This window comes from Collimonas sp. GW821-FHT02H07 (assembly GCF_059421505.1).
In genome coordinates this window covers 103,370-115,403 of record NZ_JBWKVC010000007.1, presented here as the reverse complement: position 1 = coordinate 115,403, position 12,034 = coordinate 103,370, and the positions used below count along the sequence as shown (strand labels likewise).

At 57.7% G+C, this 12,034-nt stretch carries 8 protein-coding genes; 2 read left to right on the top strand and 6 right to left on the bottom strand.

Annotated elements, in window-relative coordinates; all coding sequences use genetic code 11:
• Window positions 1–2 precede the first annotated feature (2 nt).
• From AC07V8_RS12960 to AC07V8_RS12945, 4 genes are all read right to left on the bottom strand, one after another.
• Window positions 3–458 carry an ESPR domain-containing protein gene (locus AC07V8_RS12960; RefSeq protein WP_494678624.1) on the bottom strand — a complete coding sequence of 152 codons (456 nt, stop codon included), beginning with the start codon at window positions 456–458 and terminating at the stop codon, window positions 3–5.
• 38 nt (window positions 459–496) lie between these two features.
• Window positions 497–2,257: a ShlB/FhaC/HecB family hemolysin secretion/activation protein gene (locus AC07V8_RS12955; RefSeq protein ID WP_494678625.1), complete on the bottom strand. Its 1,761-nt coding sequence runs from the start codon at window positions 2,255–2,257 to the stop codon at window positions 497–499.
• Window positions 2,258–2,889: 632 nt separating this feature from the next.
• Complete coding sequence (ssb, locus tag AC07V8_RS12950; RefSeq protein ID WP_494678626.1) at window positions 2,890–3,384, bottom strand: single-stranded DNA-binding protein; 495 nt, start codon at window positions 3,382–3,384, stop codon at window positions 2,890–2,892.
• A 55-nt stretch (window positions 3,385–3,439) separates the two neighbouring features.
• A complete protein-coding gene (locus AC07V8_RS12945; RefSeq protein WP_494678695.1) occupies window positions 3,440–4,636 on the bottom strand; it encodes an MFS transporter in 1,197 nt (398 codons plus the stop codon).
• A gap of 636 nt (window positions 4,637–5,272) precedes the next feature.
• Between AC07V8_RS12945 and AC07V8_RS12940 the strand changes: the two genes are divergently transcribed.
• A complete protein-coding gene (locus AC07V8_RS12940) occupies window positions 5,273–7,210 on the top strand; it encodes a S53 family peptidase (RefSeq protein WP_494678627.1) in 1,938 nt (645 codons plus the stop codon).
• Window positions 7,211–7,443: 233 nt separating this feature from the next.
• Here the strand turns inward: AC07V8_RS12940 and AC07V8_RS12935 are convergent, their stop codons facing one another.
• The gene (locus tag AC07V8_RS12935) at window positions 7,444–8,088 is read right to left on the bottom strand and encodes a CPBP family intramembrane glutamic endopeptidase (RefSeq protein ID WP_494678628.1); all 645 of its coding nucleotides are present in this window, start codon (window positions 8,086–8,088) and stop codon (window positions 7,444–7,446) included.
• A 53-nt stretch (window positions 8,089–8,141) separates the two neighbouring features.
• On the bottom strand, window positions 8,142–8,789 hold the full coding sequence (locus AC07V8_RS12930) for a TetR/AcrR family transcriptional regulator (RefSeq protein WP_494678629.1): 648 nt from the start codon (window positions 8,787–8,789) through the stop codon (window positions 8,142–8,144).
• Between the two features lie 353 nt (window positions 8,790–9,142).
• Between AC07V8_RS12930 and uvrA the strand changes: the two genes are divergently transcribed.
• Window positions 9,143–12,016 carry an excinuclease ABC subunit UvrA gene (gene uvrA, locus AC07V8_RS12925; RefSeq protein WP_494678630.1) on the top strand — a complete coding sequence of 958 codons (2,874 nt, stop codon included), beginning with the start codon at window positions 9,143–9,145 and terminating at the stop codon, window positions 12,014–12,016.
• Window positions 12,017–12,034 lie beyond the last annotated feature (18 nt).

Sequence of the window (12,034 nt, the reverse complement as noted above, 5' to 3'; positions counted from 1 at the left end):
TTTTAGATCACCCGCGCGGCATTGCCTGGCGTGATATTGGCGTTCCCAGGAACCCAGCCCGCCGTTTGCGTGTTAGACAAAGTAGCGGAATTATTCAGCACCGCGCCTTTCGGGTCTATTGAGAAGCTCGTAAACTGATTGTGGCTCAGGCCAGCGCTGGAAGGCGTCGCGATATTGACCAGCGGTACGCCATTCGGTGCGCTGGTGACGGTCGGTTTCCGGTTACTTGCCGCATTAGGGTCCGCGACGATCTGGGCCGATACCAGCGTCACGCTGCCGAACAGAGCTGAGACGGCAACAGCCAGGTACGCGAAGCGCAGTAGTGGCGAACTGTTGGTAGTAGGTGCGCTACCCGACTGACTGCCGCTTCCCTTGGTTTGATTGGAAATATTTTCTGCGACAACGACCAGGGCGTTACGTGACTTGCTAAAAATCACGCGGAAATTTTGCTTGTTCATTTTATTTTTCCAGTGCGGACAATTTGAATCTGTCGCATTTAATATTGGTAGGCTAAGTTGAAGCCAACAACTGGCGTGGCGGTACTAAAACCCTGCGGCTTATACAGCGCCCAGCTGGAAAACACGTCATAGGTCAAACCATAAAAACCGCCGCGCAGGCCAAGGACGGCGCCGGCCAGCTTATTGCCGAGCAAACCAGAATTCTCCGCTCTATCGGCCGTCTTCGGCCAGCCGGCAACGCTAGGACCGTAGACTTGTCCATAGTCGAGGCCGACATAGGCTGATTGGCCGCTATGAGCGATTGGCAGATTCAGTTCGTTGCGCAAATAAAATCCGCGCTCGGCGGCCAGGGTCAGCTCGCCATCGAAGCCGCGCACCGTGTAGCGGTTGCCGATGCTGAATTGATCCGCCAGGATCAGCTGCGAACGCGAGGCTTGACCGTGCAGCGTGCCGATGTAGGTCACTGGCTGATCGGCGATCTTGAACGGGACGCTCAAGGTGGCGTCGATGGTCTGCAAGGTGTAGTGCAGGTTATTGGTGGCGGGATTTTCTTGTCCCTTTAGATCCTTCAGATAGGTCTGACCGTTGAACCAATTGACACCCCATCTGTTGGCGACCGACAGATCCAGCTGCGCGCTGCCAAAGTAGTGGGTGTGCACCCAGGCCAGCTCAGCGTAAGTGGTATCGCGGTTTTGCAACTGGATTTCGGCATCGTCCACATAGGCGTGGCTCCAGCGCTTGCCGACCTTGAATTGCCAGCTGTTCTTTTGCTCCTGGTCACGCTGGAACAGTTGCGAAATCTTCAGTTCCAGATTGCGCGATTTGCCATGCGAAATGAATGGCTGACTCGCTTGGGCCACCGCTTGATGATAATCATAGGTGCTGCCCGAGACCGCGAAATTCCAATACCCGAAAGGAATAGCGTAATAAATATTGTTGCCGGTGGTGCCGCGCTGACCGGCCTTGCGGTCGGCATCGGTGCTGATGCCGATATTGAATAGATCGTTGAGTCCCAAGGGATTGTCGACGGCCAGATTCAAGCCGGCTTGCAGCTTGCCGGTGCCCTTGGCGCCGCTGTCGTCCAGCGTGCCAGTCAGCTTCCACGGCTTGCTGCGCTTTACCGAAATCACCACATCGCTTTCACCAGGCGTATCGCCCGGCACGATCTGCATGTCTACATCCTGGCTCGGAACACGTTTCATCTGTTCCAGTCCTTGCTCCAGGTCGCGCAGATTGAGCAGCTTGCCGGGGCCGGTCGGAAAGGCTGTTTTCCACGTGCCGTAGAGGCTCGGATCGCTAAAGCGAATCGCGTGGATCACACCAGGGATCAGCGTCAATGTGAGGGTGCCGGCGGCAATGTCTTGTCCAGGAATGCCGACACGCGTGGTGCTGTAGCCGCGCTCTAAAATCCGGTTGGTCAGGCGCTTGACGATCACGTTGAGGCCGTTTTTTCCAATGCATGCGCCATCGTAACGACGCAAGTAATCTTGCGCGAAACGGAAACGATCAAACGGCAGATCGCTGGCGCCGACCGCACGAACCGCGGGCGATAGCTGCGCAGGCACATCCAGGACGAATTGATGAATCGTAAAACAAGGGGTTTCGGCCGGTAGCGCCAGGCTGTCTAGGTCTTCCGCTGGCGCCGCGCTTTGCAAATTGACGTTCGGCGCCTGCAACTGGCGCTGACGCTCTTGCGCCTCGGCCTGGCTGCGACGGCGCTGCTCCTCACTGTCCGGCGTTTGCACAGATTGCGCATGCACGACAGACATAGCGCCAGCCAACAGCAAAATCGGGCTCATGCTTTTGGCATAGCCCAGCAGATCCCCTTTACGAAAGTATTTCCCCATTTTCACTGCTGCCTTATTTTTCTTGCTGTCAGGGAAGCAGTGTAAGCAGATACCTAATTGTTAAGGTTTGTCATACTGTTAAATCCATGTCGGATTTTGCAATGGTTCACAAACCGTAGCTAATTAGCATCGAATCTGGGCGTTGACACTCGTTGCCCAGTATTTGCTGTGATTAGAATTGAGTCTGCACCGTGCCAGCGTCATGGTTGAATGGGCCTACAGTACCGCTCGCTGCCTATTTTGTTTCACAGGCAGCGGACAAAAATGATATCGATGCCCTGGTCGACGAAGGGAATGTTGCGCGGCGCGTCGTTTTATTACCGATTCGATGCACGCGGCGCAAAAGGATGCGGCTCCCCTTATCGCATACCTAAACGAGCGGATTGAAACGGGTAGCAGCCAGAGATTTTTTGGATTGCCACCAAATGCCCGGAACAGCCATACCGCGGCGAGGACTGAACTAAGGGAGGATTAAGTTGACACATCACCGCTGCTTCCGGTTTTCGTAAAGAAGACAGAAATAAAAAAACGCAGCCTTTTCAGGGGCTGCGTTAGGTTTATTTACAAACTTAAAAAAGTATATTTTAGAACGGAATATCGTCATCCATATCCGAGAAATTCGGCGCCGGACGCGAAGCGGGCGCCGGACGGGACGCTGCCGGTGCGCTGCCGCTGTTCTGGCGTGCCGGCGGCGCGCTGTTGTAATCACCGCCACCGTCCATCGGCGCACTGCCGCCCTGGCCTTGGCGGCTGCCGAGCATCTGCATGGTGTCGGCGATGATTTCAGTGGTGTAGCGCTCGGCGCCGTCCTTGTCTTGCCATTTGCGGGTCTGCAGGCGGCCTTCGACGTAGATCTGCGAGCCCTTCTTCAGGTACTGGCCGGCGATTTCCGCCAGCTTGCGGTAGAAGGTGATGCGGTGCCACTCGGTTAATTCTTTTTTCTCGCCGCTGTTCTTGTCTTTCCAGCTTTCCGTGGTGGCAACGGCAATGTTGGTGACTGCTTCGCCGTTTGGCATGTAGCGCGTTTCCGGGTCGCGGCCGAGATTGCCGACGATGATGACTTTATTGACCGATGCCATGATTCTCTCCTGATTACGAATATCTTGATGAATGCGTTGAACAATGCCTTGAAATTTATGCTGCCGCTGAAACGGCCGCCTGGCTGCGGCGTGGCAAATTTTTCATGCTGGATGCGATTATAAGCCAGCACAGGGTCGCGACCCCTCCTAAAATAAACACCGAAGGCGCTCCGGCATGCTGTTTAAGTAGACCGCCTATGGCGCCGCCGGCGAATAGCCCCAGCGCCTGCATGGTGTTATAGACGCCGAGGGCGGCGCCTTTGGCGGCCGGCGGCGCTATGCGCGACACCAGCGAGGGCTGGCTGGCTTCCAGCACGTTGAAGGCAATGAAAAAGCCCAGCAGCAGCACGACCAGCCACTGCCAGCGAATAGTTTCCATCGAGAATGTCGCCAGCAGGCCGAGTTGCACTATGAACAACAAGGCTACCGCCGCCACCATCACTTGTTTCATCTTGCCCTGCTTCTCGCCGACGAACACCGGCGGCAGCATCAGGACAAAAGACGCCAGCACCACCGGCAGATAGATCTTCCAGTGCGAAGCGACCGGCAGGTCGGCGTATTTGACCAGCGCCGCCGGCATCACCACGAACATGGCCATCTGCGTCATGTGCAGGGCGAACACGCCATAGTTGAGGCGCATCAGTTCGCCGTTGCGCAGGATTTCCGACCAGGCCACGCGCCTGGCCTTGACCAGCGGCACGCTCGGCACCAGCCACAGCACCACGACTATAGCCGCCAGCGACAGCACGCCGGTCATGGCGAAGATGCCGCCCATGCCTATCCATTCATACAGCAGCGGTGAAATGATCAGCGACAAGGCGAAAGTCAGGCCGATCGAACCGCCCACCAGGGCCATGGCCTTGGTGCGGTGCTCTTCACGGGTGGAATCGGCGATGAAGGCGGTTACCGCCGCCGAGATCGCACCGGCGCCCTGTATCGCGCGGCCGATGATGACCCAGTAGATATTGCCGGCGGCGGCGGCAATGAAAGATCCCAGCGCAAACAGGATGAGGCCGATGACGATGATTTTCTTGCGGCCGTATTTATCCGAGGCGACGCCAAACGGGATTTGTCCGAACGATTGCGCCAGGCCGTAGATCCCCATCGCCAGGCCGACCAGCGCCGCGCTGTCGCCGCCGGGCAGCGTCTTGGCGTGCACCGAAAAGACCGGCAGGATCAGGAACAGGCCGAGCATGCGCAAGGCAAAGATCGAGGCCAGCGAGGCGCTCGCCTTGACTTCGGCGCGGCTCATGCCGCTGCTGACGTCGCTGTCGGGAAGGGAGGACGGATTATTCATGTTGAGCAGTTACCAGAGGACGGCGCTGAGGCGGCGCCAGGACGAAGATCCAAACCCAATATAGTAGCAGGGAATGGAATGGCCACGATCCGTCGGGATTGCCGGATCGCTGATTGCGCCATGCTGCTTGATGTTTTGCTACGGACTTGAGGGCGGCAAAACACGGCCTTCGCCGGCAATAAAACCGGCGCTAACATTTGCTTACAAATATTAGACAGATCGGTTCAAATATTTCCCAAAAGCATGACCCCTTTTCCCATCTCGATTGGCATAACAAGTAGGACTCCATAAGAGCCGCGACGGTGTTGTTCATCCTCAAGAGGGAAATCCCATGATTTTCACGCAACGATGCATCTCCCTGTTCTTTCCATTGCCGTCAGCGCGCGGCCAGCTTCGCCCTGCGGCAGCACCTCCCCCTTTCCGGCACAGGCAGCGTTGACGCTGCCGCCGACCCCTTAACGGACTGACGTCCGTTATCCCCTGCATCGCCGCCGGCGATGCAGACTCCAGCGCCGGATCAACCTGTGCAGGGCGGATTGCCTTGCAGGGCCGCGGCGTCCTTTATCGGTTCTACTCAAGAGGAATAAGCGTATGAATACGAAAAAAACAGTGGAAACATCAGCGAAAACAGCAGTGGAAAAAACAGCAGCAAGCTTTGCGATTCCCCGTGCTTCGGCATTGTCATTAGCGCTGTCACTGGCGTTTGCATCCTTGTCCGGCCTTGCCCATGCCGCACCCGACGAAACCTGGGTCGCCACCAAGACCAAGGCGTTCCTGCCGCAAGTACAGGCGAAGCAGAAAAGCACGGCAGTCGACGCCGGCGTGCAGACACCGGCAGAAGCCGCGGTACAAATGGCGCAAGGCGAACCGGTGCATGTCACCCTGAGCCTGAACCTGCGCAACGAAGCCAAGCTCGATCAATTCCTGAAGGACCTGCATACCCCAGGCAGCGCAGCTCACCGCAAGTTCCTGACGCCGGCCCAGTTCAAGGCTGAATATGCACCAACGGAAAAAGATGTGGCGACAGTCGTGGCGCACTTGCGCAAGGCCGGCTTCGTCAACATCAAGGTTTCGCCGAACCGCCAGCTGGTATCGGCTTACGGCACCGCGGCTACCGTACAGGCCGGCTTCCATACCTCGCTGAAACGCTTCCAGCAAGACGGCCGCCCGGTGTTCGCCAATACCGACGCCGCCCAGGTGCCGGCTGCCCTCGGCCATATCGTCGGCTCGGTGCTCGGTCTGCAGAACGTCGAGCTGGCCCACACCAACTTTGTCAGGCAGTCGCAGACACAAGCCGGCGTTGCAGTGCAAGCCAAGGCCCGCACCAACGCCACGCCAGTGGCGACTTCGCACAGCCCGGCGGAATTCCCTGGCATCTATAGCGCAGGCAGCACGCCGACCGCGTCGAACACCACCGTCGCCATCATTTCCGAAGGCGACCTGACGCAAACCATTGCCGACTTGAACACCTTCACCGACAGCAATAGTTTTGCCACCGTCAACACCAGCGTAGTGCAAACCGGCCCCTCCGGCAGCGATTACAGCGACACTTCCGGCATCGGCGAATGGAACCTGGACAGCCAGACCATCACCGGCACCAGCGGCGGCGCGGTACAGCAAATGATCTTCTACACATCGCCGGACATGCAGTTCAGCAGCATCACCGCTTCCTACAACCAGGCCGTGTCCGACAACCTGGCCAAGGTCATCAACGTCTCGCTGGGCGCTTGCGAAGCAGCGGCCAACAGCGACGGCACGCAGGCGGCGGACGACAACATCTTCAAGCAGGCAGTTGCGCAAGGCCAGACCTTCTCCGTATCGACCGGCGATGCCGGCGCCTACAACTGCCAGGTCAGCTCGATTTCCGGCTCGCCTGGCGTGCCGGCAAACAAGTCGACCTATGACGTCAGCGAACCGGCCAGCTCACCCTACGTGATCGCCGTCGGCGGCACCACCCTGTACACCAACGGCGGCGCCTACAGCAGCGAAACCGTGTGGAATGAAGGCTTGCGGACGATCGGCCAGTACGACGCTGCCGGCGACGTCGACAACACCAAGCGCATCTGGGCCACCGGCGGCGGCTACAGCAAATACGAAGCGGCGCCGAGCTATCAGTCCGGCGTGATTGCAGCAGGCAAGACGACCCGCGGCTTGCCGGACATCGCCTTCGACGCCGCCAGCGCCAGCGGCGCCAACCTGGTCATCAACGGCAGCACCACCGACCAGAACGGCTACCTCAACACGGTTGGCGGCACCAGCCTGGCGGCGCCGATTTTCACCGGCGTGTGGGCGCGCCTGCAATCGGCCAATTCAAACGGCCTGGGCTTCCCTGCCGCCAGCTTCTACAAGTACTTTCCGCAGGCAGCCAACGCCTCGCTGTTGCATGACGTGACTTCCGGCACCAACGGCTACAGCAGCTCCTACGGCTACAAGGCTGGCAAGGGCTGGGATGCGGTGACCGGCTTCGGCAGCCTGAACATCGGCAACCTGAATGCCTTCGTTGCCAACACCGCGGATTTTGCGCGTTGATCGTCCGTCGTTTTAGCTAGCGTGTTGTACCGCGCCGCCACGGCTCCGTGTGAGCCATGGCGGTGCTGGCATCCGCAGCTATATGCTACGTGTCGGGTTTTTGCAAAGATAGAAAACAAGGATGCTCTCGACGGCTGGATGTAAACGCCAGGGTGACGAGAAGGCCTTGACGCCAAGCCGTCGTGTGTGGACCACTCGGCAGAAACGGACAACAAAGGGCGCACGATTTAACTTCAAAGAAACGCAGCGGCATCGACCATAAAGTGTGCGATAACGTTCAAGCAAAGATTTCTTTTCCATAGATACAAGACGGTGAATGCAATACCGCCGAACCCTGCGACAAGAATATGCGACCAACCCCACGGACCGACGTGGGCCAAGGTAAAAACGATGCAAGTAATGATTGCCGCCGCCATCTTGCTTTTCGTAAGCTCCTGAATGCGTTCAATGGCGTATCCGCGAAACAGCATTTCCTCGGAAGCCGCCGCCCTGACAACAGAAATTACCCTCCACCAGAGTGGCGTATTGTTTATTTTTGACACTTCCTCCCCATTCAACTGCAGCCCGAGTGCAGGTAAGCCAATATGAATGATAGCGATCAACCCGGCCAGCGTAACAATCCCAAAGACAACGGCGATCGGTAAATCTATCCATTTCGGCGCGCACAATCCAATCGAAGCGAGCGGCCGCTTCTCGACAAAATGTACATATGCCAAAACCAGGAAAACAATTCCCCACCAGATCAACTCGTGAAAAACCAAATGGGTCACGCTTTGAAACTCGTCTATCCATTTCCCGTAGGGCAGGCTTCCGGCAATCAGGACGAACAATATTCCGGCGATAAGAACGGCTGCTCGCCGTGATTCCAAAATGTTCATTGTCAGTTTCCCTGTATTTGGCAACCAATTTTGTCAATTTCACGGACTATTAATCAGCCCACATTGCGCTTTTTCGATGACTTCGCAGCCGGCTTGACGGGCTTCCTTCCAGACCGGGCAGTCTTCTTTTCCACGGGATTTTCTTTGACATGCTCCCATTCATGGCGAAGCATTTCAATGAAGTGGTCCAGGGCCTTTGTGGTGCGGCCGACGTCTTCCGTGCTCAACAACTCGATGACAAGGCCTTCAAATACGGCGCCACATAATGTGGCGACTGCCTTCGATCGCATCTCGACTGGCAAATAGCCTTCAATAATTTCCAGCCAGCTAAAGCTGGTGTGATCAAGGAATCGCTGATAGACCTCGCGATTCTGGATCGCGATGAAATGCATTTCGTATAGCAATCTTAAATACGGAAAATTCGATTTTTTTATCGCCCAGTTCCAAAACAGCTTCATTGGAGAAATTTGCTTGGCAGCAGCGTTTTCGAGCGAAATGCTGGTGAGCGAATTGCGTAACCTTGCCTGGACCGCAATCATCACTTCCATGAGCAAATCTTCCTTGGATTTGAAATGAAAAATAATGAGTCTTGCGCTGGTTCCAATGGCGGCCGATAGCGGGCGTAGCGTGAGATCGGCTACGCCATGCTGGGCGAGATAGTCGATTGTGGCATTGAGTAGTTCGTCTTTTCGTGCATTCATGAAACGAACGTTACATGAAACAATCGTTTCAGTCAAACTTCGGTAGAACTGAGATCATTCCAGAACGTTACCGATACGCGGTAAAGAACATTCAAGCAAAAGCTCTCGCGGATGTGGATAAAAAGGGATATGGCTAGCAAGAGCTGAGCGTAGCAGCGGCGCAAGCATTAGCCGGACATGCTTAAAAATCCCGACCCTGATATAGTGTCAGGTTGATCCGTTTGATATGGCATCGCCGCACAGGGCTGACGCCGGGCTATTCGCCCCGCCAGCGAGACGAGCAAGCCTTTCAGGCGTGGAAATTGCAATTCCAATAAGCCAACACGGCCTTAAACTTACGCTGAAAGCTGTAGATGGATAAAAATCGGGAAGAGATCCGCATTCGGGGCGCACGTACGCACAACCTCAAGAACATCAATCTGGACTTACCACGCAACAAACTGATCGTGATTACCGGCTTGTCGGGCTCCGGCAAGTCGTCGCTGGCGTTCGACACCTTGTACGCCGAAGGCCAGCGGCGCTACGTCGAATCGCTGTCGTCCTATGCGCGTCAATTCCTGCAGCTGATGGAAAAGCCGGATGTCGACCTGATCGAAGGCTTGTCGCCGGCGATTTCCATCGAGCAGAAAGCCACCTCGCATAATCCGCGCTCCACCGTCGGCACCGTGACCGAGATCCACGATTACCTGCGCTTGCTGTATGCGCGCGTCGGCACGCCGTATTGCCCGGACCATCCGGAAAAACCGCTGGCGGCGCAATCGGTGTCGCAGATGGTGGATGCGGTGCTGGCCATGCCGGAAGAGACCAAGCTGATGATCCTGGCGCCGGTGGTGGCCAATCGCAAGGGCGAGCATGTCGACCTGTTTGAGCAGATGCAGGCGCAGGGCTTTGTGCGCTTCCGCATCCAGAGCGGCACCGGCACCGCCAAGATTTATGAAGTCGACGACCTGCCCAAGCTGAAGAAAACCGAGAAGCACACCATCGACGTCGTGATCGACCGCCTGAAGGTCAAGGCCGACGTCAAGCAGCGCCTGGCGGAAAGTTTCGAGACCGCGCTGCGGCTGGCGGAAGGCCGCGCGATTGCGCTGGAAATGGATAGCGGCGCCGAGCACGTGTACTCCAACAAGTTCGCCTGCCCGATCTGCGGCTATTCGCTGCAGGAGCTGGAGCCGCGCCTGTTCTCCTTCAACAATCCGATGGGCGCCTGCCCGGAATGCGATGGTCTCGGCCATATCGAATTTTTCGATCCCAAGCGCATCGTCGCCTTCCCTAACCTGTCGCTGGCCAGCGGCGCGGTCAAGGGCTGGGACCGGCGCAACCAGTTTTATTTCCAGATGCTGACCAGCATTGCTGCGCACTACGATTTCGATATCGACGTGCCGTTTGAAAAGCTGCCGGAAAAAGCCCAGCAGGCGGTGCTGTACGGCTCCGGCAAGGAAACCATTCCGTTCAGCTATGTCAACGAGCGCGGCCGCACGGTGATCAAGGAACACACCTTTGAAGGCGTGGTCAACAATCTGCAGCGGCGCTACCGTGAAACCGATTCGATGGCGGTCAAGGAGGAGCTGGCCAAGTTCATCAACGAGAAGGAATGCCCATCCTGCCACGGCGCGCGGCTGCGCGTCGAAGCGCGCTTCGTCAAGGTCGGCAACGGCAAGCAGGAACGCGCCATCTATGAAATCGCGGCGACGCCGCTGCGCGAAACCTTGTCCTTCTTTGAAAAACTGAAGCTGACCGGCGCCAAGAAGGAAATCGCCGACCGCATCATCAAGGAAATCGTCTCGCGCCTGACCTTCCTCAACAATGTCGGCCTCGATTACCTGTCGCTGGAACGCAGCGCCGACACCTTGTCCGGCGGCGAAGCGCAGCGCATCCGGCTGGCGTCGCAGATCGGCTCCGGCCTGACCGGCGTCATGTATGTGCTGGACGAGCCGTCGATCGGCTTGCACCAGCGCGACAACGATCGCCTGATCGAAACCTTGCGCCATCTGCGCGACATCGGCAACAGCGTGCTGGTGGTCGAGCATGACGAAGATGCGATCCGCACCGCCGACTATGTGGTCGACATGGGCCTGGGTGCCGGCGTGCATGGTGGCGAAGTGATCGCCGAAGGCACGCTGGAGCAGATCCTCAAGAACAAGAAATCGCTGACTGCAAAATACCTGAACGGCACCTTGAAAATCGCCGTACCGGAAAAGCGCACGCCGGCCGATCCGGACCGTCAGTTCATCATTACCGGCGCTACCGGCAACAACCTGAAGAACGTCACTATGAACCTGCCGGTCGGCTTGCTGACCTGCGTCACCGGCGTTTCCGGTTCGGGCAAGTCGACGCTGGTCAACGACACGCTGTACCACGCCGCCGCGCGCCATCTGTATGGTTCGCAAGCGGAACCGGCGGCGCATGAATCGATCGGCGGGCTGGAGCATTTCGACAAGGTGATCTCGGTCGACCAGGCCCCTATCGGCCGTACGCCGCGCTCCAATCCCGCGACTTATACCGGCTTGTTCACGCCGATCCGCGACCTGTTCTCGACCGTGCCGATGGCCAAGGAACGCGGCTACAATGCCGGCCGTTTCTCGTTCAACGTCAAGGGCGGCCGCTGCGAAGCCTGCCAGGGCGACGGCGTGATCAAGGTCGAAATGCACTTCCTGCCGGATGTCTACGTGCCGTGCGACGTCTGCCACGGCAAGCGCTACAACCGCGAGACGCTCGAAGTGCATTACAAAGGCAAGAGCATCACCGAAGTGCTGGGCATGACGGTGGAAGAAGCCTATGAATTCTTCAAGCCGGTGCCGGTGATTGCGCGCAAGCTGCATACGCTGCTCGATGTCGGGCTGGGCTACATCCGCCTCGGCCAGAGCGCCACCACGCTGTCGGGCGGCGAGGCGCAGCGCGTCAAGCTGTCGCTGGAACTGTCCAAGCGCGATACCGGCCGCACCCTGTATATCCTGGACGAGCCGACCACCGGCTTGCACTTCCACGACATCGACCTACTATTGAAAGTGATCCATCGCCTGCGCAACCAGGGCAATACCGTGGTCATCATCGAGCACAATCTGGATGTCATCAAGACCGCGGACTGGCTGATCGACCTCGGTCCGGAAGGCGGCGCCGGCGGCGGCCGCATCATCGCTACCGGCACGCCGGAGCAGGTGGCGGCCAATCCGGCCAGCGTCACCGGCAAGTACCTGGGGCCCTTGCTGGAAAAACCCAAGAAAAAATAAAACAGGCATTCCCGGCCC

Bases quoted from the DNA above. Each gene is read 5' to 3' on its own strand.
- AC07V8_RS12960 (WP_494678624.1), bottom strand. From the start codon at position 458: ATGAACAAGCAAAATTTCCGCGTGATTTTTAGCAAGTCACGTAACGCC.
- AC07V8_RS12955 (WP_494678625.1), bottom strand. From the start codon at position 2,257: ATGAGCCCGATTTTGCTGTTGGCTGGCGCTATGTCTGTCGTGCATGCG.
- ssb (WP_494678626.1), bottom strand. From the start codon at position 3,384: ATGGCATCGGTCAATAAAGTCATCATCGTCGGCAATCTCGGCCGCGAC.
- AC07V8_RS12945 (WP_494678695.1), bottom strand. From the start codon at position 4,636: ATGAGCCGCGCCGAAGTCAAGGCGAGCGCCTCGCTGGCCTCGATCTTT.
- AC07V8_RS12940 (WP_494678627.1), top strand. From the start codon at position 5,273: ATGAATACGAAAAAAACAGTGGAAACATCAGCGAAAACAGCAGTGGAA.
- AC07V8_RS12935 (WP_494678628.1), bottom strand. From the start codon at position 8,088: ATGAACATTTTGGAATCACGGCGAGCAGCCGTTCTTATCGCCGGAATA.
- AC07V8_RS12930 (WP_494678629.1), bottom strand. From the start codon at position 8,789: ATGAATGCACGAAAAGACGAACTACTCAATGCCACAATCGACTATCTC.
- uvrA (WP_494678630.1), top strand. From the start codon at position 9,143: ATGGATAAAAATCGGGAAGAGATCCGCATTCGGGGCGCACGTACGCAC.